Genomic DNA, 18,743 nt, shown 5'->3' on the forward strand with positions numbered 1-18,743 from the left:
CGCATACTCCACGCGCATCACTGCTCGATCATCTGGGCGACCTTATCCCGTTCGGACGGATCGATCATCAGGCGAAGGAAGCGCTCGGCCGCGAGGCGCCCTTCCGGACCCAACGGCTCAAGCGCGGTACGGATGCGTTCCGCCTGCGGTTCGGTGAGACGCTGGTCGAGCGCCCTGCCCTTGGCGGTCGGATAAAGCAGCCTCTGCCGGCGGTCGACGGGCCCCGGCACCTGCTCGATATAGCCGGTATCGATCAGCTGCTTGAGCACGCGCCCGAGGCTCTGCTTGGTGATCTTCAGGATGTCCAGCAGGTCGGCGACGCGCATGCCCGGGTGACGGTTGACGAAGTGGACCACGCGGTGATGGGCACGGCCGAACTGGAACTTCGCCAGCACGACGTCCGGATCGGAGACGAAGTCCCGATAGGCGTAGAAGAGCAACTCGATCAGCACCAGTTCGGGCTGTTCCTGGATCGAAAGAGGCGTTTTGACGGACTCGTCGCGCTGCACGGATGCCGGTCCCTTCGAATCGGTCGCGAAATTTATGTCAGCCATATTGACATATTTTGGTTCGATTGTTACCTGATGAGTGGCCGCGACGAAATGATCGAACGCGCCAGCCGTTTCCCTTCCCGCGACACCCTCTCGCGCGATCGCGTTTCGACCGGCACTTTACCGACTGTTTCAAGGCGGCGCAAAAAAGTCGTTGCTGGAACTGGCTTTACTTTGCCCAACCGGCGCGAGAAATAGGCACGACAATCAACGCCAACAGGGCGCGGCCGCAGCCGGCGGCCGATATGGAGTGAGGAAAATGAGCGCGGTCCCCTTCGACCAGAAAGATGGTTGGATCTGGATGAACGGATCCTTCGTTCCGTGGAAGGACGCGAAGATTCACGTACTCACCCATGGCCTGCACTATGCCAGCGCCGTGTTCGAAGGTGAGCGCGCCTATAACGGCACCATCTTCAAGCTGCGCGAGCACACCGAGCGGCTGTTCCATTCGGCCGAAATCCTCGATTTCAAGATCCCATACACGATCGAGGAGATCGATGAGGCCTCGAACGCGACGCTCGCCAAGAACGGCCTGGTCGACGGCTATCTGCGCCCCATCGCCTGGCGCGGCAGCGAGGCCATGGGCGTCTCGGCCCAGAAGAACAAGATCAACGTCGCCATCGCCGCCTGGGAATGGCCGTCCTACTTCACCCCTGCCGAGCGCCTGAAGGGCATCCGTCTCGACTGGGCGAAGTATCGCCGTCCCGATCCGCGCACCGCCCCGTCGCTGGCCAAGGCGTCGGGTCTCTACATGATCTGCACGATCTCCAAGCATGCCGCCGAAGCCCGCGGCTATGCCGATGCGCTGATGCTGGACTGGGAAGGCAATGTCGCGGAATCGACAGGCGCCAACGTGTTCTTCGTCAAGGATGGCGTCATCCACACGCCGCTGGCCGACCGCTTCCTGAATGGCATCACGCGCCAGACGGTGATCGGCCTTGCCAAGTCGCGCGGCCTTGAAGTGATCGAGCGCCGGATCGCCCCGGAAGAGCTTTCGACCTTCAGCGAATGCTGGCTCTGCGGCACCGCGGCCGAAGTCACGCCCGTCTCCGAGATCGGCGAGCACAAGTTCACGCCGGGCAAGATCAGCGCGGACCTGATGCAGGCCTATACGGACCTCGTCCAGGGCGCCAAGGTCCTCGCCTGATCCAGTCGCTGGATCCTCGAGAAACAAAAGAAACGGCCGGAGATTTCTCCGGCCGTTTTTTCTTTGTCGGCATGTCAGATGATTTGCGCGCCGAGTTGTGCCCGCCAGTGCTGGCAGCGCTCCTTCAGGATCGCATTGCGGATATAGGCGGATTCCTCGGGCTCCAGCCGCTCGAGCACGTCAAGACGAAAGGCATCCGCGCCATGCCGGTTCCAGGCAGCCTGCAGGCTCGCCGCCGTGCACGTGCCATGTCCGAGCGTGAACCAGAGACGGTTCTGGATCGCATCGAGATTGGGCGCCTTGCCGACCCAGGCTTCGCCCGTCGTGGCGCAGCGGACGGCATAGATGCCAACGCTGTCTTCCCGCTTCTTGTAGGCGGAAATGGCCGCCTTCCGCTCGTCGCGCTGCATGTCATCCGCTCCCCGGATCGTCTTGTTGAGAGCGGCCACGATCGAGCAGCCGCACAGCGCGGCCTTTTACCCGGGCAATATTCCAATGTCAAATATTACCCGGGTTTAATTAGATCTTGTCAGCCGATTGTGCGCTTAGCGCTTAGCGCTCGTCGGTCGAGGGCGCGGCAACGATATGGCCCTGGGTCAACACCGCCAGCTTGGCCTCCAGCTCGGCGACCCGCGCCGTCAGTGCCTCGTTCTCGCTGCGCGCCTTCTGCGCCATCTCGCGAACGACATCGAACTCATCGCGCTTGACGAAGTCCATATCGGCAAACAGGCGTTCGGCCTGATGCTTCATCACGGTCTCGGCTTCGCGCTTGACGCCCTGCGCCATGCCGGCGGCGTCGGTCATCAGCTTGGCGAATTCGTCGAACAGCCGGTTCGGGGTCGTGTTCATGGGCAGCCTCCGGGGTAACGGTATCTCCCTTCTAGTATGGTTGCGTGCCCTCTGGCGAACAAGGTGTCGAGGGGTCGCGCACGCCCGGGCTTGACCCTTCCCCCCGGATCAGCGCACCAATGCCGCCCGACCGACCGCCGGAGCCCCTTGATGCTGTTCGCCCTGCCCTTCCCGGCCATCGACCCGACCCTGATCCAGATCGGCCCGTTCGCGATCCGCTGGTACGCGCTCGCCTATATCGTCGGCATCCTGATCGGCTGGTGGTACGCCAAGCGCCTCGTCAACAATGCCAAGCTTTGGGGCCCGGCCGGCGCGCCGATGAAGCCGATCGACATCGACGACTTCGTGGTCTGGGCGACCATCGGCATCATTGTCGGCGGACGGGCAGGCTACGTTCTCTTCTACGACCTGCCGATGTTCCTGGCCGCCCCCTGGCAGATCTTCCAGGTGTGGAATGGCGGCATGTCCTTCCATGGCGGCTTCCTCGGCACCGTCATCGCCATGATCCTGTTCGCGCGGTCGCGCAAGATCCCGACCTGGTCGATGATCGACGTCGTCGCGCCTTCCGTCACCTTCGGCCTGCTGTTCGGCCGCATCGCCAATTTCATCAATGGCGAGCTCTGGGGCCGCCCGACCGATGTCGCCTGGGCGATCATCTTCCCGAATGCCGATAGCCAGCCGCGCCATCCGAGCCAGCTTTACGAAGCCCTGCTGGAGGGGCTCGTGCTTTTCCTTGTACTGCGCTTCTTCACCCACAAGCAGCTGCGCCTGCGCCAGCCCGGCTTCATCTCGGCGATTTTCGCGATTGGCTATGGCCTCGCCCGCATCTTCTCGGAATTCTTCCGCGAGCCGGACATCCAGATCGGCTACTTCTCCGGCGGCCTCACCATGGGCATGCTGCTGTCGCTGCCGCTGGTGATCGCCGGCATCATACTGCTCGTCGTTGCCTCGCGCCGTCCGGTCGCCACTGCATGACGCCGCTGGCCGAAAAGCTGGTCCATCGTATCGAGAATTTCGGCCCGATCACCATCGCCGACTATATGGCCGCCTGTCTCGGCGACCCCGAGTTTGGCTACTACACGACGCGCGAACCGTTCGGATCCGCCGGCGATTTCGTCACCGCGCCGGAAGTGAGCCAGATGTTCGGCGAACTGATCGGGATGTGGGCGGTGGAAACATGGCGGCGCATGGGTAGCCCCGCCGCCTTCGTCCTGGCGGAGATCGGCCCCGGCCGTGGCACGCTCATGGCCGATGCGCTGCGCGCAGCGAAGATCGCGCCCGACTTCGAAAAGGCCGCGACCATCGCCCTCGTCGAAACCAGTCCCCGGCTGCGCGCCATCCAGGCCGATACGCTCGCCGGGCACGTCATCGACTGGATCGAACACATCGACGCGCTGCCGGAAGGCCCGGCGATTGTCGTCGCCAACGAACTCTTCGACGCGCTGCCGGTCCGGCAGTTCCTCCGCACGGCGGATGGCTGGGCGGAACGGATGGTCGGCGTCAGCGACGGCCGGCTCGCCTTCGGCCTCCGGGCGAATGCGCATTTCGACGGCGCCGACGACCGCGCGCCGGAAGGCTCGTTGGTCGAGACCGCCACGATCTCGGCGGCGATCATGGCGACGCTCGCCGCCCGGCTGCAACGGTCCGGCGGCGCCTTCCTGGCGATCGACTATGGCCATGCCGAGTCCGGCTATGGCGACACCCTGCAGGCGCTCCGCAGCCATGCCTTCGACGATCCGCTGGCCCATCCCGGCGAAGCGGACCTCACCGTGCATGTCGATTTCGCTGCGCTCGCGCGCACGGCCGAGGCAAACGGTGCCCGCGCCTCGGCTATCTGGACGCAGGGCGATTTCCTGCTCACGCTCGGCCTACTCGAACGGGCCGGCCGGCTCGGGGCCGGCAAAGACGCCGCCACGCAGGACGCGATCCGCGCTGCCGTCGAGCGCCTGGCCGGCCCGGACGCGATGGGCTCCCTGTTCAAGGTGCTCTGCGTGACGGGCGGCAATCTGGTCGCCCCGCCTTTCGGATGACATCGATTCGTCGGATCAAGCCCTACCCTTCCCGCCTCGCAGGAGACACGCCATGAAGATCACCGCCGACGCCCTCGACGCCCTCCCGGGGATCCGGCATGGCTTCTTCACGCGGCAGGGCGGCGTTTCGGAAGGCATCTATGCGAGCCTGAACTGCGGCGTCGGCTCGGCCGATGAGCGAGCGCATGTGATGGAGAACCGGGCCCGCGTCACTGCAGATCTGGGCGTCGCGGCCGACCGGCTCGCCACCCCCTACCAGGTGCACAGCCCCGACGTCGTCACCGTCGATGCGGTCTGGCCGGTTGGCGAAGGCCCCAAGGCGGACGCCGTCGTCACCAACCGCCCAGGCATCGCCATCGGCGTCGGCACGGCCGATTGCGGCCCCGTCCTGTTCGCGGATGGCGAGGCAGGCGTCGTCGGCGCGGCGCATGCCGGCTGGAAGGGCGCCTTCACCGGTGTGCTGGAGGCGACCGTCGCCGCCATGGAAGCGCTGGGCGCGCGCCGGGAACGGATCGTGGCCGTGCTCGGACCGACCATCTCCCGATCCGCCTATGAAGTCGGGCCGGAATTCCGCGCCCGCTTTCTTGAGGCCGACGCGGCCAATGATGCGTTCTTCACCCCGTCGGGGCGCGCCGAGCATCACCAGTTCGACCTGCCGGCCTTCATCGGCATGCGCCTGCGGGCCGCCGGGCTGGGCACGGTCGATGACCTGGCGCTCTGCACCTATGCCGACCCCGCCCGTTTCTTCTCCTACCGGCGCACGACCCATGCCGGCGAGCCCGACTATGGCCGGCTGCTTCATGCGATCACGATCGTCGCGTAAGTAGCCCGGAAAGCTCCACAATCATGCAGTTCGGGAAACCGCGTCTGGACCCCGTATAGAATTGCCGCTAGACAGGCTCCAGGGGTCCTGACGACCGCGCCGGAAGGACGATCGCCATGATGGTGAAGGGAAATCGGCTGCTCGCATGCGCCGCCATCCTGTTGGCCACGTTTGCTTTGGCAGCTTGCAACAATACGTTGAGCTCCGGTTCGTCGTCCGGCTCGGCGACGGCCTCCGCACCCACGACGCCAGCCCTGCCCGCGGTGCCGCTCGCCAACGCCAAGTTCTCGTTCGCGCCTGTGACGGGCGCTCCCGGCAACATCCTCACCAAGCTTTCGTCGCAACTGGGCCAGGAAGCCTTGGCGCAAAACGTCGCGCTCGTGCCGTCGGGCGATCCGCAGGCCAACTACGTGGTCAAGGGCTATCTCTCCGCCGTCGGCGACTCCACCGGCACGATCCTCGTCTATGTCTGGGACGTGCTCGACGCCAGCGGACGTCGCGTCCACCGGATTTCCGGCCAGGAAACATCGGCGAACGGCTCGCAGGATCCGTGGCAGGGCGTCGACGACGCCACCATCTCGAACGTCGCGCGCCGCACCGTTGCTTCCATCGTCGCCTGGGGATCGGGAGCGTGACCGCGACATCGACTCCAATCTGCGCTTGCCGCCCGCGCGCGAATCGCGTTTGCAGTGCGGCAGCGCAGTTGGTACAACGCGCCGCCTGAACGAACGACCTCCTTGCGGGGTCGGCTCGCCCTATACCTCCTCACGTCGGGACACGAGACCTTGAAGCTGGTTGCCGGAAACTCCAACCGGGTGCTCGCCGAGGCGATCGCCACCTATCTCGAAATCCCGCTGGCGAAGTGCTCAGTCCGTCGTTTCGCGGACGAGGAAATCTTCGTCGAGATCCAGGAAAACGTGCGCGGCGAAGACGTCTTCGTCGTCCAGTCGACCAGTTTCCCGGCCAACGACCACCTGATGGAACTGCTGATCATCATCGATGCGCTGCGCCGGTCCTCCGCGCGCCGCATCACGGCGGTCCTTCCCTATTTCGGTTACGCCCGCCAGGACCGCAAGGCCGGCCCGCGCACCCCGATCTCCGCCAAGCTGGTCGCCAATCTGATCACTCATGCCGGCGCCGATCGCGTCCTGACGCTCGACCTGCATGCCGGCCAGATCCAGGGCTTCTTCGACATCCCGACCGACAATCTGTTCGCGGTTCCCGTCATCACGCGTGACATCAAGGAACATTACGAGCTCGAGAATGTCATGGTCGTGTCGCCCGACGTCGGCGGTGTGGTGCGCGCCCGTGCGCTGGCCAAGCGCATCGATGCGCCGCTCGCCATCGTCGACAAGCGCCGCGAGCGGCCGGGCGAATCCGAAGTCATGAACATCATCGGCAATGTCGAGGGACGCGACTGCATCCTGTTCGACGACATCGTCGATTCCGGCGGCACGCTGTGCAACGCCGCCGAGGCGCTGCTGGCCCAGGGCGCGAAATCGGTCGTCGCCTACATCACCCATGGCGTGCTGTCGGGCGGCGCGGTCGCCCGCATCAGCAATTCCATGCTGAAGGAACTGGTGATCACCGACTCGATCCAGCCGACGGAAGCGGTCCAGAAGGCGCCGAACATCCGCGTCACCTCGATCTCGACCCTGATCGGCGAAGCGATCAACCGCACCGCCAGCGAGAAGTCGGTCTCGAGCCTGTTCATCTGATCGCGCTGCATACAAGAAAAAGGCCCGGATGCCAGTCAGGCAGTCGGGCCTTTTTTTCGTTTTCAGCTGCATGCCACCGTTCAATAGCGGAAGCCGACCTTTCTCAATCCTGCCCTTAGGGAGCGCCCACCCGCCTCAGGCGGTCTTGGGACGGGATGCGGCTCGCCCCTACCGGGCGCCGTCCATGCCGACGAGCGCCACCTTGGCATAGCCGACGTCGCGCAGCTTGTTCATCAGTTCCATGACGTCGCCATAGGCCACCTTGCGATCGGCGCGGAGATAGAGCCGCTCTTCGCGATTCCCCTTGGTCAGCGCGTCGAGCGCCGGACCGAGGCCTTCGGCCGCGATCGGATCATTGCCGAGAACCAGCGACAGGTCCGGCTTGAGCGACAGGAAGATCGGCTTGTCGGTGCGGGGCGCCGCCTTGGCGTTGGAGCGCGGCAGGTCGACGGGCGCATCGACGGTCGCCAGCGGCGCGGCGACCATGAACACGATCAGCAGCACGAGCATCACGTCGATGAACGGCGTGACGTTGATTTCGCTGTTCTCGACCAGTTCGTCGTCGTGATGGGTGAGCTTGCCTGCCATGGCTTCCCTCACTCCGCCGCGGCGAGGCGCGAAGGGCCTCGCGCGTCGGCTCGGTCCAGATCGCGCGAGACGAGGCGCATCGTCTCGGCCGAGACGTCGGCGATCACCGCCTTGTTGCCGGCGATGATGCGGGCGAACACATTGTAGAACAGCACGGCGGGGATGGCGGCGACCAGGCCGATCGCGGTCGCGAACAGTGCTTCGGCGATGCCGGGGGCGACGACGGCGAGATTGGTCGTGTTGGCCTGACTGATGCCGATGAACGAATTCATGATGCCCCAGACCGTGCCGAAGAGGCCGATAAAGGGCGAAAGCGAGCCGACCGTCGCGAGCACCGCCGTGCCGCGGATCATCTCGCGCCCCGCGCCGGATTCGATCCGTTCGAAGCGCGAGGCGACGCGTTCCTTGATGCCTTCGGCCGAAAGCCCGGCTGACAGCGACACTTCCTCGACGGCGGCCTGCACCAGCCTGGCGGCCGGATCCTTGCGCCGTCCGACCTGTGCTTCCGCCTCGGGCAGCGTGCGCGAGCGTGCGACCCGCTCTCCCAGCGCCCGCGTCTTGTGGCGCAATGCTGCGAGTTCCAGCGTCTTCGACAGGAAGATCGCCCAGGTCAGGATCGAGGCGGCGATCAGCACGCCGATGACGCCCTTCACCACGATGTCGGCGTTGGTGAACATCCCGATCGGCGACAGGTCATGCGGCAGGGTCGAACGATCGACGCCGGGTTCACCGGCCGGCGCCTCGACCGAATCCGGCAAGGCGGGCTCGGGAGCGATCGGCTGCGCCGGAGTCGGTGCTGCTGCCGCGGGCGCGGAGGCGGCCGGCGCCTCTCCGGCCTGGCCGAACGCCATCGTGCTGCCGATGGGGAGCGACAGGGCGACGATGGCGACCCAGAGGGCCGCCCCCCGACAAAGACTAGCAAGCATGGCGACACGTACCGTTTTAAAGATGAGTATGACACTCCGAATAACGCACGGACCCAGCCGACGCAACCCGCGCGCTCCGTGGCGCGGGCGGCACGGACCGATGTGTCCGAAATTCCTGGCGCGAGGCCAGCGTTTCCGCCGCTTCCGCCGCAGCGCGCTTGTTCGATCGGACTCCCTCGTCTATAAGGACGCCGGCCGCGCCGACACCCCTGGAGGCACCGCGGCCTTTTTCTGTTTCACACAAGGAGAATACCGATGAGCAATACTTACGAGCTCACGGCCTCTGTCCGCAACCGCGTGGGCAAGGGGGCCGCCCGGGCGTCGCGTCGCGAAGGCAAGATTCCGGCCGTCATCTACGGCAACAAGCAGGCTCCGCTGGCGATCGAACTGAACCACAAAGAGATCTTCATGAAGCTCCACGCTGGTGGCTTCCTGACGACCGTGGCCACGATCGACGTCAACGGCGAGAAGATCAGCGTGATCCCGCGCGACTACGCGCTGCACCCCGTTACCGATCAGCCGATCCACGTCGATTTCCTGCGCGTCTCCGCTGGCTCGACCCTGCACGTCCAGATCCCCGTGCAGTTCATCAATGAAGAGCAGTCGCCCGGCCTCAAGCGCGGCGGCGTGCTGAACATCGTTCGTCACGAGATCGAAGCAACGGTCCAGGCCGATGCGATCCCCGATCACATCGTTGTCGACCTCGCCGGCCTCGACATCAACGATTCGATCCACATTTCGGCCGTCCAGCTTCCCGCTGGCGTGACCCCGGTCATCTCCGAGCGTGACTTCACGATCGCGACGATCGCGGCTCCGGCCGCTCTGAAGAGCGAAGAAGACGAAGCTGCGGCCACAGAGGCTGCTCCCGCCGCCAAGGCGTAAGCTTCGGCACTTTCCCGGTTTTTGCGTGGGGGAAGCAGGATGCTCCTCATTGTCGGCCTCGGTAACCCGGGAAGCCAATACGCGCTCAACCGGCACAATATCGGCTTCATGGCGGCGGATGCGATCCACCGCCGCCATGGCTTCAGCCCCTGGCGCTCGCGCTTCCAGGCGCTGGTCTCCGAGGGCACGCTCGCGGGGCGCAAGACCCTCCTGATGAAGCCCCAGACCTACATGAACGAAAGCGGCCGCGCCGTCGGCGAAGCCGCCCGGTTTCACAAGATTCCCAACGCCGATATCGTCGTCATGCATGACGAGCTCGACCTGCCCGCGGCCAAGATCCGGATGAAGACCGGCGGCGGCCATGGCGGCCATAATGGCCTGCGCTCGATCTCGGCGCATGTCGGCGAGGACTATCGGCGGCTGCGGCTGGGCATCGGCCATCCGGGTTCCAAGGAACTCGTGCACGGCTACGTGCTGCATGATTTCGCCAAGGTCGACGGCGAGTGGATCAATCTGCTGCTCGACGCCGTGGCCGACAATGCCGCGCTGCTGGCCGACGGCAAGGATGCCACCTTCGCCAACCGGCTGCACCGCAGCCTCGAGCCCGACAAGCCGGCAAAAGCCCCGAAGGGCGACAAGCCGGCCAAGCCGGACGCGGCCGAAAGGCCGGCGAAGACCGCCAAGGTCGAGGCGACGGCTTCCGCTGGCGCGTCGGGCACACCATCATCTTCACCAGCTTCGCCGCCGGCCGGTGGGCCGTTCGCGGCGGGGCTGAAGCGCCTCTTCGGCGCCAAGGACGAGTAAGGAACATTATGGGCTTCAAATGCGGGATCGTCGGCCTGCCGAATGTCGGCAAGTCGACCCTTTTCAACGCGCTGACCAAGACGGCGGCGGCGCAGGCGGCGAACTATCCGTTCTGCACCATCGAGCCGAATACCGGCGAAGTCGCGGTTCCCGACCCGCGCCTCGACAAGCTGGCCGCGGTCGGCAAGTCGCAGCAGATCGTGCCGACCCGCCTGACCTTCGTCGACATCGCCGGCCTCGTGCGCGGCGCCTCGAAGGGTGAAGGCCTCGGCAACCAGTTCCTCGCCAACATCCGCGAAGTCGACGCCATCGCCCATGTGCTGCGCTGCTTCGAAGATGGCGACATCACCCATGTCGAAGGCCGTATCGATCCGGTCTCCGATGCCGAGACCGTCGAAACCGAGCTGATGCTCGCCGACCTCGACAGCCTGGAGCGCCGCGTGACCCCGCTGCGCAAACGCGCCGCCACCGACAAGGAAGCCAAGGCCCAGGTCGTGCTGATGGACGCCGCGCTGGAACTGCTGCGCCAGGGCAAGCCCGCGCGCCTGCTCGACGTCTCCGCCGATGACCGGCCCATGTTCGACGCGCTCAACCTGCTGACGTCGAAGCCGGTCCTCTATGTCTGCAACGTCGAGGAATCCGCGTCGGCCACCGGCAACGCGCATTCCGACCGCGTATTCGAGATGGCCAAGGCGCAGGGCGCCGGCTGCGTGACGATTTCGGCCGCGATCGAATCCGAGATCGCCCAGCTCGACGCCGCTGAGCAGGCGGAGTTCCTGGAGACGCTCGGCCTGGAAGAGCCGGGCCTCGACCGCCTGATCCGCGCCGGCTACGACCTGCTCGGCCTGATCACCTACTTTACGGTCGGCCCGAAGGAAGCCCGCGCCTGGACGATTACCAAGGGCACCAAGGCCCCCCAGGCCGCCGGCGTCATCCACTCGGATTTCGAGCGCGGCTTCATCCGCGCCCAGACGATCGCCTTTGACGACTACACCCGCCTCGGCGGCGAAGCCGGCGCCAAGGAAGCGGGCCGCGCGCGCGACGAAGGCAAGGAATATGTCGTCGCCGATGGCGACGTGCTGCTGTTCCGCTTCAACACCTGAGGCGCAACGCCCCGACAAGCAAAAGCCCCGGCGAACATCCCTTCGCCGGGGCTTTTTCTATTCTGCCTTGGAAGCTTCGGAGCCCTGCTGGGCCTATGGCTCAGGCGGCGTCGTTGGTCTTCTGCTTTTCAGGCTCGGCAGCGACGATCGTCGCCTCCGCCGCGTCGACCAGAGCCTTCGTGGCTTCTTCCACGAGCCGGTCGGCAGCTTCGGTGGCCGCGTCCTTCGGCGTGTCCTGAGGCGCTTCCTGGACCACCTCCACCAGCGCTTCCTCGACCGCCTTCATGACGGCGGCGTCCGCCAGCTTGGCCGTCTTCTTCGAGTCGGCCTTCTTGGATTCGCCGCGCTTCGGTTCCGGCGCCTTCACCTCGGGTGCCTTCACCTCCGACGCCACGGCCTCCGCAGCCTTGGCGGCCGGCGCCTGCACGTCCGGAGCTTTCGTCTCAACCGCTTTGGGGTCGCTCGCCTTCACTTCCGCCGGCTTCACCTCAGGAGCCTTGGGCTCGACAGGCTTGGCCTCCGCGATCGGGGCCGTGGCGATGGCGGGCTTGGTCTCGACGCCAGGCGGCTTGACCTCGACGGCGGCAGCCTTGACGGGCTCCGGCTTGGCTTCGTCGCGTCGCGCTGAGATGACCGGCGGCGCTTCCCATTTCGGTGCCGCGGCCTCTTCGAGATGTAGCCTCGCACCGGCAAGGCCCGCATCCGTCACGGCGGGAGCCGCCGTCGTCGCGGCCGCGCGCGCGGCAGCCGCCGCCACGCCGTCGCGTCGGGCGCGGATCTCGGCCAGCCTCGCCTCCAGCGAACTGGTCTCGCTCGATTTTCCTTCCAGACGCGGCTCGGGAACACGCGCCGTCTCCGACGTCCGCGCCGCGGGCGCCCTCGTCTCGCTCCAGCGGCCCTCAGCGCGCGTCGCGACAGGCGCCGTAACCGGCTCTGGCGGCGCCGGCAGCATCTCCTCGAACGCCATGACGAACGGGTCTTCGACTACGGGCACGGGCGCAGCGACGAAAGGCGCGCGCTCCGGCGGGGCCGCGATATTGTCCCGGATGTCCATCAGGTTCTCGTTGACGCGGAACAGCATGATGACGGCTTCGCAGGCCACGCGCGCCGCGACGATCGCCGCCAGCGTGCCGATGATGCTGAAGGCGATGGCGAGCAGCGCATTGACCGGGGCGAGTTGGACCAGCGCCAGGCCGTTCAGGAGTCCCGAAATGCCGAACAGCACGGCGATGGCTGCGAGCAGCCAGAACAGGAGTTCGATGACCGACGTCGCAACGAACCGATCCCATTTGAAGAGGTCAAAGAAGGAGGTCATGTCGTCATCCCAATGAAGCACTCCACGCGCATCGCAGCGCTCCGTCCGCCGGCGAGTCGCGCCAGACTCTCATAATTCCCGGCGCGCCGCATCTTCCCAAGCCTTGAAGCCCTCATCGGCCAGCATTGTGGCCACATATTCCGCGGCATGCTCCGAGAGTTCCGGCTCATAGGTCCGGAACCGGCTGACGACCGGGGCGTACATGGCGTCCGCAATCGTCCGATGTCCGAACAGATAGGGGCCACCCAGTCCAAAGGCAGTACGGCAATCGCGGAAGATCGCATCGATGCGCGCAATGTCCTCGGCAACGCCGGGCTCGTCGAGGCCGGCGCCTGGGAAATGCTCGAACAGATCCATCGCAAGCGCCATCCGAAGCGGCCGGAAGCCCGAATGCATTTCGGCGGAGATCGAGCGCGCGGTCGCGCGGGCCATGCGATCGGACGGCCAGAGCCCGCGATCGGGATAGCACTCGGCCAGATATTCGCAGATCGCCAGCGAATCCCAGATCTTAATCGGCACCTGGGTGCGGCGGTCGATCAGCAGCGGCACGAGGCCGGTCGGCCCGAGAGCGGCCGCCTCCGCCTTGCCGGCCGCCGTGCGATGCTGCAGCACCACCTCGTCAAAGGACGCGCCGGTCTGCCGCAGGACCAGCCAGGGCCGCATCGACCAGCTCGACCATTGGCGCGAGCCGATAACTACAGTGAAGTCCGGCATGTCAGTGCCCTTCGAAGGTGACGAGCGTGCGGACCGGAACGTCGAGCGCCCGGAGCTTGGCCGCGCCGCCCAGTTCCGGCAGGTCGATGATGAAGCAGGCCGCCTCGACGATGGCGCCGCGCTGGCGCAGCAGCTTGACCGCGCCCTCGGCCGTGCCGCCCGTCGCGATCAGGTCGTCGACCAGGATCACCCGGTCGCCCTTGCCGACCGCATCGACATGCATCTCCATCTCGTCCGTGCCGTATTCGAGCGCATAGGACATGCTGACCGTGTCGAAGGGCAGCTTGCCCTTCTTGCGGATCGGCACGAAGCCGGCCGAAAGCTGGTGCGCCACGGCGCCGCCGATGATGAAGCCGCGCGCTTCGATGCCGGCGACCTGGTCGACCTTGGCGCCTGCCCAGGGCTGGACCAGTTCGTCGATCGTGCGGCGGAAGGCGCGCGCATTGCCGAGCAGCGTGGTGATGTCACGGAACTGGACGCCCGGCTTCGGGTAGTCCGGGATCGTGCGGATCGAGGTGGCGATGTCGTTCAGGGCAGAGGTCATGATGGCTTTCAGATTTCTGCGGATATTGGCTAAGGCTTGCCCCAGCTTTCGGCCCGCGTCCAGTTCCAAGACGGCAAACGCTGCGGCGTTTGGCCGATAGCAGGGGGTCAGCGCGCCAGCACGCGGCCGGCAACGGCGTCGAGCTTGGCCATCAGCTCGGGATCGCGCGCATGCGGGGCTGTCATGATGGCGTGCTCGAGCGCGCGGTCGGAGCCGATCGGGCACGGTTCATGCTCGGCCGGGAAATCGCGCGCCAGCCGCGCCACCAGGCGCTGCGCCTTGTCGCGGTTGTCGCCGAGAACCTTGATCACCGCTTCTACCGATACCGCCTCATGGCCGGGGTGCCAGCAATCATAGTCGGTCACCATGGCGATGGTAGCGTAGGCGATCTCCGCCTCGCGGGCGAGCTTGGCCTCTGGCATGTTGGTCATGCCGATGACCGACGCGCCCCAGCTTCGGTAGAGGTGCGATTCGGCGACCGAAGAGAATTGCGGCCCCTCCATGCAGACATAGGTGCCGCCGACATGATGGTCGATCGCTTCGGCCTCGGCGGCGCGCCGGATCTGCTCGACCAGCTTCGGCGCCACCGGATGGGCCATCGAGACATGCGCGACGCAGCCATTGCCGAAGAAGCTGGAGACCCGCGCCACCGTCCGGTCGATGAACTGATCGACGATGACGAACTCGCCGGGAAAATGCTCCTGCTTCAGCGAGCCGACGGCGGAGACGGAAACGAGATCGGTGACGCCGGCGCGCTTCAGCGCATCGATATTCGCGCGATAGTCGATGCCGGATGGCGACAGGCGATGGCCGCGGCCGTGGCGCGGCAGGAAGACGATCTCCGTCGCGCCGATCCGGCCGAAGCGGAGCTGGTCGGAAGGCTGGCCCCAGGGGCTCTCGACGAAGCGCCATTCCGCGCCTTCAAGGCCCGGCAGGTCATAGAGCCCCGACCCGCCGATGATGCCGAGAACCGCCTTGGTCATGGATCCGTACCTGCCTTGTCCGTTGAGCCGCGAAGATGGCAAAGCGGCCGGACAAGCTCAAGCGGGATCGGCAGAGGGCGGGCGACGCTATCGCGCCTTCGACCAACCGCCCTCACCTGCGGATGGATGGATCCCGGCGCGTAGGCCGGGATGACGGCGAGCGCGGAGAACCGCCGACGCTTCCTGCCGGCTCGGACAGAAAAGACACCCTCCGCCGTCATCCCTGCGAAAGCAGGGATCCACGGTTCCGACCAAGCAGCGCCAGGCGAACCTCGCGCTGCTTCAAGTTAACCGCTTTGAGGCATCCAGACGGGCCGACCTACGGCCACTTCACCACGGGCGGCATCGACGACAGGATCGAGTCGATGTTGCCGCCGGTCTTGAGGCCGAAGATCGTGCCGCGATCGTAGAGCAGGTTGAACTCGACATAGCGGCCGCGCCGGATCAACTGTTCCTCACGGTCGGCCTCGGTCCAGGGCGTCTCGAAATTGGCGCGCACGGCCGCCTCGTAAGCGGCGAGGAAGCTGATGCCGACATCTTGGGTGAAGGCGAAATCAGCGTCCCAGTCACCGGATTGGTGGCCGTCATAGAAGATGCCGCCAGTGCCGCGCGGCTCGTTGCGGTGCTTCAGGAAGAAATACTCGTCGCACCACGTCTTGTAGCGCTCGTAGTCGGCGACCGTATGGCGCTCGCAGGCGCCGCGCATGGCGGCGTGGAAGGCGACGCTGTCGGGATCTTCCTGCGTTCGCCTACGGTCCAGCACCGGCGTCAGGTCGGCGCCGCCGCCGAACCACTGCTTGGTCGTCACCACCATGCGCGTGTTCATGTGCACGGCCGGCACGTTGGGATTGGTCATGTGCGCGATCAGCGAGATGCCGGCGGCCCAGAAGCGCGGATCCTCCGACGCGCCCGGCATTTCCTTGGCGAATTCCGGCGCGAAGCTGCCATGCACCGTCGAGACGTGCACGCCGACCTTTTCGAACAGGCGGCCATGCATCAGCGCCATGGTGCCGCCGCCGCCCGGCGCGCCGGTGTGATCGGTGCGCTTCCAGGGCTTGCGCTCGAACCGGCCGACCTTGTCGCCATAGAGCGCGGGCGATGCCGCGTCCTCCAGCGCCTCGAAGCCGGCGATGATGCGACCCTGCAATTCGGCGAACCAGGTGCTCGCGCGGGCCTTCTTGTCCTCGATTGCGTCAGGCAGTGCCATGTGTGTCTTCCTCAACAGCGGGTCCGCCCGGCAGGCCACCGGTCTGCCTGAGCGCCTCGCCAGTTACCATGGCGACCGTCATGGCGAGATTGATCGAGCGCAATCCCGGCCGCATCGGGACGATCAGTCGCGCTTCGGCGCGTTCGTGCACGGATGGCGGCACGCCCGCGCTCTCGCGACCGAACAACAGGATGTCATCCGGCCGGAAGGCGAAATCGGTATAGGGGATCGCGGCCTTGGTCGAGAGCAGCACCAGCCGGCTGCCCTGCTCCGCCCGGAAAATCTCGAAGGATTCGAAAGAAATGTGGCGGCGAAGCGCGGCGCGCTCCACATAGTCCATGCCCGCCCGCTTCAATCCGCGATCCGACAGGTCGAAGCCGGCAGGCTCTATGATGTCGACATCCACGCCCATGCAGGCAGCGAATCGCAGGATCGCCCCTGTATTGTGGGGGATGTCGGGCTGATAAAGCGCAATGCGGGGCATCTGGCCTTCATATATTGGATTGGCGCGGCAGGCTCGCGGCAAGGGTGATACAGGATCCGGCATGCTCCGCTACTTTGAACATCTGATCGATCCGTTTGTCCCTGAGGAAAACGATCCGCCGACCGGCCTGCTCGCCTTCTACCGCCATTTCCTCATGCCCGTCTGGCCTTATGTCGTCGCGCTGATGGCAGCCGGCCTCGCCGTTTCGCTGGCCGAGGTCGCGATCTATTCCTATGTCGGCCGCCTGGTCGATCTGATGGCCAACGGCCAGACGGCGACCTTCCTGGCCGATCATGGCTGGCAACTGGCCGGCATGGCCGTCGTGGTCCTGTTCCTGCGGCCGCTGGTCAACGCGATCCAGACCATCCTGTCGAACCAGACCCTGCCGCCGGCCCTGACCGCGCGCGTGCGCTGGCTCAACCATCTGCATGTGATCGGCCAGTCCTATTCGTTCTTCCAGAACGATTTCTCCGGCCGCATCGTCACCAAGATCGTGCAGACCGGCTCCGCGCTGACGCAGTCGATCACACAGGTGATCGATGCGCTCTGGGTGATCTCGGTCTTCGTCGTCTCAGCGCTGTTCATCTTCGCCGATGTCAGCCTGCTGATGGCGGTGCCGCTGGCGATCTGGGTCGTGGCGCTGGCGACGCTCGCCTATTTCTTCGTGCCCAAGGTGCGCAAGCGCGCCGCCGCCGCGTCCGAGGCGCGCTCGCTTCTGACCGGCAAGCTCGCCGACATCTACGGCAACATCCAGACGGTGAAGCTGTTCGCCCGCGACGGCCGCGAGGAAGACACGGCCCGCAACGCCATCGCCGAACAGACCGGCCGGATGCTCGACCAGAACCGGCTGCTCACCACGCTGTCGATCCTGATGCAGTTCACCAATGCCCTGCTGATCGGAGCGACGGGCGCGGCGGCGGTCGTGCTCTGGATGCGCGGCTCGATCAGCGCCGGCGAGACGGCGGTGGCGCTCGGCCTCGTCATGCGGCTCACCGTCATGTCCGGACGGGTGATGATGACGCTCACCGGCCTGTTCGACAATGTCGGCACGGTCGAGGATGGCATGCGCACGATCGCCCGCCCGCATGGGCTGATCGACCAGCCCGACGCGCCGCAGCTGATCGTCAGCAAGGGCGAAATCGCCTTCGACGACGTGGTCTTCAACTATGGCGGCCAGACGCCGGTGCTGCGCGGCGTCAACCTGGTGGTCAAGCCCGGCGAACGCATCGGCCTGGTCGGCCGTTCCGGCGCCGGCAAGACGACGATGGTGAGCCTGCTGCTGCGCCTCTACGACCTCGAGAGCGGCGCGATCCGCATCGACGGCCAGGATATCTCCACCGTCACGCAAGGCTCGCTGCGCGCCGCGATCGGCGTCGTCACGCAGGACACGGCGCTGCTGAACCGCTCGGTGCGCGACAACATCCGCTACGGCCGGCCCGACGCCGACGACGCAGCCGTGCGGCTGGCGGCGCGCCAGGCCGCCGCCGACGGCTTCATCGAGGGTCTCGCCGACCCGCGCGGCCGCACCGGTTATGACGCCCATGTCGGCGAACGCGGCGTGAAGCTGTCCGGCGGCCAGCGCCAGCGCATCGCCATCGCCCGCGTGCTGCTCAAGGACGCGCCGATACTCGTGCTCGACGAGGCGACCTCGGCGCTCGATTCGGAAATCGAGTCGGTGATCCAGGAACAGCTCGAGGGGCTGATGGCGGACAAGACGGTGATCGCCATCGCGCACCGCCTGTCCACCATCGCGGCGATGGACCGCCTCGTCGTCATGGACGAAGGCCGGATCGTCGAGACCGGCACGCATCAGGAACTGCTGGCAGCGCAAGGCCTCTATGCCTCGCTCTGGGCCCGCCAGTCCGGCGGCTTCATCGGCGGCCTCACCCCGCACGAGATCGCGGCGGAGTAGCGCGACGGGTGACAAGCCAAGCGCCTGTCACCCATCCGCAACAAGACGCCCGAAAACCCGCTCGCTGCGTGAAAATGCGGGATTTGAAGTGAGATTCGCGCTAGCATCCTCTGATTGCATGAGTTGCCGCCGCATTTCGCGCGCCGCAGCGCAGATCCGGGAG

Annotated in this window: 21 protein-coding genes; 10 read left to right on the top strand and 11 right to left on the bottom strand. The window is 66.0% G+C overall.

Annotated features, from left to right (window positions below):
• Window positions 1–17 precede the first annotated feature (17 nt).
• Complete coding sequence (locus ABIE08_RS09985; protein WP_266329754.1) at window positions 18–554, bottom strand: MarR family winged helix-turn-helix transcriptional regulator; 537 nt, start codon at window positions 552–554, stop codon at window positions 18–20.
• 256 nt (window positions 555–810) lie between these two features.
• Here ABIE08_RS09985 and ABIE08_RS09990 point away from each other — a divergent pair, with 256 nt between their 5' ends.
• The gene (locus tag ABIE08_RS09990) at window positions 811–1,698 is read left to right on the top strand and encodes a branched-chain amino acid aminotransferase (protein WP_354550681.1); all 888 of its coding nucleotides are present in this window, start codon (window positions 811–813) and stop codon (window positions 1,696–1,698) included.
• A 74-nt stretch (window positions 1,699–1,772) separates the two neighbouring features.
• Here the strand turns inward: ABIE08_RS09990 and ABIE08_RS09995 are convergent, their stop codons facing one another.
• Together ABIE08_RS09995 and ABIE08_RS10000 are read right to left on the bottom strand one after the other, a co-directional pair.
• Entirely contained in the window at window positions 1,773–2,108 is a 336-nt protein-coding gene (locus ABIE08_RS09995) for a GIY-YIG nuclease family protein (protein WP_354551648.1), read from the bottom strand.
• Between the two features lie 142 nt (window positions 2,109–2,250).
• A complete protein-coding gene (locus tag ABIE08_RS10000) occupies window positions 2,251–2,547 on the bottom strand; it encodes an accessory factor UbiK family protein (protein ID WP_354550683.1) in 297 nt (98 codons plus the stop codon).
• Between the two features lie 150 nt (window positions 2,548–2,697).
• On the opposite strand from ABIE08_RS10000, the gene lgt reads away from it, so the two are divergent.
• From lgt to ABIE08_RS10025, 5 genes are all read left to right on the top strand, one after another.
• On the top strand, window positions 2,698–3,522 hold the full coding sequence (gene lgt, locus ABIE08_RS10005; protein WP_354550685.1) for a prolipoprotein diacylglyceryl transferase: 825 nt from the start codon (window positions 2,698–2,700) through the stop codon (window positions 3,520–3,522).
• Complete coding sequence (locus tag ABIE08_RS10010; protein ID WP_354550686.1) at window positions 3,519–4,577, top strand: class I SAM-dependent methyltransferase; 1,059 nt, start codon at window positions 3,519–3,521, stop codon at window positions 4,575–4,577. The genes lgt and ABIE08_RS10010 overlap by 4 nt, the downstream gene beginning before the upstream one ends.
• Window positions 4,578–4,629: 52 nt before the next feature.
• A complete protein-coding gene (pgeF, locus tag ABIE08_RS10015) occupies window positions 4,630–5,400 on the top strand; it encodes a peptidoglycan editing factor PgeF (RefSeq protein ID WP_354550688.1) in 771 nt (256 codons plus the stop codon).
• Between the two features lie 197 nt (window positions 5,401–5,597).
• Window positions 5,598–6,035, top strand: coding sequence for a hypothetical protein (locus tag ABIE08_RS10020; RefSeq protein WP_354550690.1), 438 nt, complete (start codon window positions 5,598–5,600; stop codon window positions 6,033–6,035).
• Window positions 6,036–6,185: 150 nt separating this feature from the next.
• Entirely contained in the window at window positions 6,186–7,118 is a 933-nt protein-coding gene (locus tag ABIE08_RS10025; protein WP_266329763.1) for a ribose-phosphate pyrophosphokinase, read from the top strand.
• 168 nt (window positions 7,119–7,286) lie between these two features.
• Here ABIE08_RS10025 and exbD read toward each other — a convergent pair whose 3' ends face one another.
• Both exbD and exbB read right to left on the bottom strand, forming a co-directional pair.
• Window positions 7,287–7,706 (bottom strand): TonB system transport protein ExbD, encoded by a 420-nt coding sequence (gene exbD, locus ABIE08_RS10030; protein WP_266329765.1) that lies wholly within the window; start codon window positions 7,704–7,706, stop codon window positions 7,287–7,289.
• An 8-nt stretch (window positions 7,707–7,714) separates the two neighbouring features.
• Complete coding sequence (exbB, locus tag ABIE08_RS10035; protein ID WP_354550692.1) at window positions 7,715–8,632, bottom strand: tonB-system energizer ExbB; 918 nt, start codon at window positions 8,630–8,632, stop codon at window positions 7,715–7,717.
• 255 nt (window positions 8,633–8,887) lie between these two features.
• Between exbB and ABIE08_RS10040 the strand changes: the two genes are divergently transcribed.
• From ABIE08_RS10040 to ychF, 3 genes are read left to right on the top strand one after another with little or no spacing between them, the layout of a single operon-like run.
• Window positions 8,888–9,514 carry a 50S ribosomal protein L25/general stress protein Ctc gene (locus ABIE08_RS10040; RefSeq protein ID WP_354550694.1) on the top strand — a complete coding sequence of 209 codons (627 nt, stop codon included), beginning with the start codon at window positions 8,888–8,890 and terminating at the stop codon, window positions 9,512–9,514.
• Window positions 9,515–9,553: 39 nt separating this feature from the next.
• On the top strand, window positions 9,554–10,318 hold the full coding sequence (gene pth / locus ABIE08_RS10045; RefSeq protein ID WP_354550695.1) for an aminoacyl-tRNA hydrolase: 765 nt from the start codon (window positions 9,554–9,556) through the stop codon (window positions 10,316–10,318).
• An 8-nt stretch (window positions 10,319–10,326) separates the two neighbouring features.
• Window positions 10,327–11,421, top strand: a complete 1,095-nt coding sequence (gene ychF / locus ABIE08_RS10050; protein WP_354550697.1) for a redox-regulated ATPase YchF — start codon at window positions 10,327–10,329, stop codon at window positions 11,419–11,421.
• A gap of 100 nt (window positions 11,422–11,521) precedes the next feature.
• On the opposite strand, the gene ABIE08_RS10055 is transcribed toward ychF, so the two are convergent.
• The 6 genes from ABIE08_RS10055 to ABIE08_RS10080 form a co-directional block, all read right to left on the bottom strand.
• A complete protein-coding gene (locus ABIE08_RS10055) occupies window positions 11,522–12,736 on the bottom strand; it encodes a DUF4282 domain-containing protein (RefSeq protein ID WP_354550699.1) in 1,215 nt (404 codons plus the stop codon).
• Window positions 12,737–12,805: 69 nt separating this feature from the next.
• Window positions 12,806–13,450 (bottom strand): glutathione S-transferase, encoded by a 645-nt coding sequence (locus tag ABIE08_RS10060; RefSeq protein WP_354550700.1) that lies wholly within the window; start codon window positions 13,448–13,450, stop codon window positions 12,806–12,808.
• Between the two features lies 1 nt (window position 13,451).
• Entirely contained in the window at window positions 13,452–13,994 is a 543-nt protein-coding gene (locus tag ABIE08_RS10065; RefSeq protein WP_354550701.1) for an adenine phosphoribosyltransferase, read from the bottom strand.
• A gap of 107 nt (window positions 13,995–14,101) precedes the next feature.
• Window positions 14,102–14,977, bottom strand: coding sequence for an S-methyl-5'-thioadenosine phosphorylase (locus tag ABIE08_RS10070; protein ID WP_354550703.1), 876 nt, complete (start codon window positions 14,975–14,977; stop codon window positions 14,102–14,104).
• 319 nt (window positions 14,978–15,296) lie between these two features.
• The gene (gene hemF, locus ABIE08_RS10075) at window positions 15,297–16,184 is read right to left on the bottom strand and encodes an oxygen-dependent coproporphyrinogen oxidase (RefSeq protein ID WP_354550704.1); all 888 of its coding nucleotides are present in this window, start codon (window positions 16,182–16,184) and stop codon (window positions 15,297–15,299) included.
• The gene (locus tag ABIE08_RS10080) at window positions 16,171–16,668 is read right to left on the bottom strand and encodes a tRNA (cytidine(34)-2'-O)-methyltransferase (protein ID WP_354550705.1); all 498 of its coding nucleotides are present in this window, start codon (window positions 16,666–16,668) and stop codon (window positions 16,171–16,173) included. Before ABIE08_RS10080 ends, hemF begins: the two co-directional genes overlap by 14 nt.
• A gap of 61 nt (window positions 16,669–16,729) precedes the next feature.
• Between ABIE08_RS10080 and ABIE08_RS10085 the strand changes: the two genes are divergently transcribed.
• On the top strand, window positions 16,730–18,580 hold the full coding sequence (locus ABIE08_RS10085; protein WP_354550707.1) for an ABC transporter ATP-binding protein: 1,851 nt from the start codon (window positions 16,730–16,732) through the stop codon (window positions 18,578–18,580).
• Window positions 18,581–18,743: the final 163 nt, after the last annotated feature.

This window comes from Kaistia defluvii, assembly GCF_040548815.1.
Classification (GTDB): Bacteria; Pseudomonadota; Alphaproteobacteria; order Rhizobiales; family Kaistiaceae; genus Kaistia; species Kaistia defluvii_A.

Bases quoted from the DNA above. Each gene is read 5' to 3' on its own strand.
- ABIE08_RS10000 (WP_354550683.1), bottom strand. From the start codon at position 2,547: ATGAACACGACCCCGAACCGGCTGTTCGACGAATTCGCCAAGCTGATG.
- pth (WP_354550695.1), top strand. From the start codon at position 9,554: ATGCTCCTCATTGTCGGCCTCGGTAACCCGGGAAGCCAATACGCGCTC.
- hemF (WP_354550704.1), bottom strand. From the start codon at position 16,184: ATGGCACTGCCTGACGCAATCGAGGACAAGAAGGCCCGCGCGAGCACC.
- ABIE08_RS09990 (WP_354550681.1), top strand. From the start codon at position 811: ATGAGCGCGGTCCCCTTCGACCAGAAAGATGGTTGGATCTGGATGAAC.
- ABIE08_RS10080 (WP_354550705.1), bottom strand. From the start codon at position 16,668: ATGCCCCGCATTGCGCTTTATCAGCCCGACATCCCCCACAATACAGGG.
- ABIE08_RS10060 (WP_354550700.1), bottom strand. From the start codon at position 13,450: ATGCCGGACTTCACTGTAGTTATCGGCTCGCGCCAATGGTCGAGCTGG.
- ABIE08_RS10010 (WP_354550686.1), top strand. From the start codon at position 3,519: ATGACGCCGCTGGCCGAAAAGCTGGTCCATCGTATCGAGAATTTCGGC.
- ABIE08_RS10055 (WP_354550699.1), bottom strand. From the start codon at position 12,736: ATGACCTCCTTCTTTGACCTCTTCAAATGGGATCGGTTCGTTGCGACG.
- exbD (WP_266329765.1), bottom strand. From the start codon at position 7,706: ATGGCAGGCAAGCTCACCCATCACGACGACGAACTGGTCGAGAACAGC.
- pgeF (WP_354550688.1), top strand. From the start codon at position 4,630: ATGAAGATCACCGCCGACGCCCTCGACGCCCTCCCGGGGATCCGGCAT.
- ABIE08_RS10065 (WP_354550701.1), bottom strand. From the start codon at position 13,994: ATGACCTCTGCCCTGAACGACATCGCCACCTCGATCCGCACGATCCCG.
- exbB (WP_354550692.1), bottom strand. From the start codon at position 8,632: ATGCTTGCTAGTCTTTGTCGGGGGGCGGCCCTCTGGGTCGCCATCGTC.
- ABIE08_RS10070 (WP_354550703.1), bottom strand. From the start codon at position 14,977: ATGACCAAGGCGGTTCTCGGCATCATCGGCGGGTCGGGGCTCTATGAC.
- ABIE08_RS10040 (WP_354550694.1), top strand. From the start codon at position 8,888: ATGAGCAATACTTACGAGCTCACGGCCTCTGTCCGCAACCGCGTGGGC.
- lgt (WP_354550685.1), top strand. From the start codon at position 2,698: ATGCTGTTCGCCCTGCCCTTCCCGGCCATCGACCCGACCCTGATCCAG.
- ABIE08_RS09995 (WP_354551648.1), bottom strand. From the start codon at position 2,108: ATGCAGCGCGACGAGCGGAAGGCGGCCATTTCCGCCTACAAGAAGCGG.
- ABIE08_RS10085 (WP_354550707.1), top strand. From the start codon at position 16,730: ATGCTCCGCTACTTTGAACATCTGATCGATCCGTTTGTCCCTGAGGAA.
- ABIE08_RS09985 (WP_266329754.1), bottom strand. From the start codon at position 554: ATGGCTGACATAAATTTCGCGACCGATTCGAAGGGACCGGCATCCGTG.
- ychF (WP_354550697.1), top strand. From the start codon at position 10,327: ATGGGCTTCAAATGCGGGATCGTCGGCCTGCCGAATGTCGGCAAGTCG.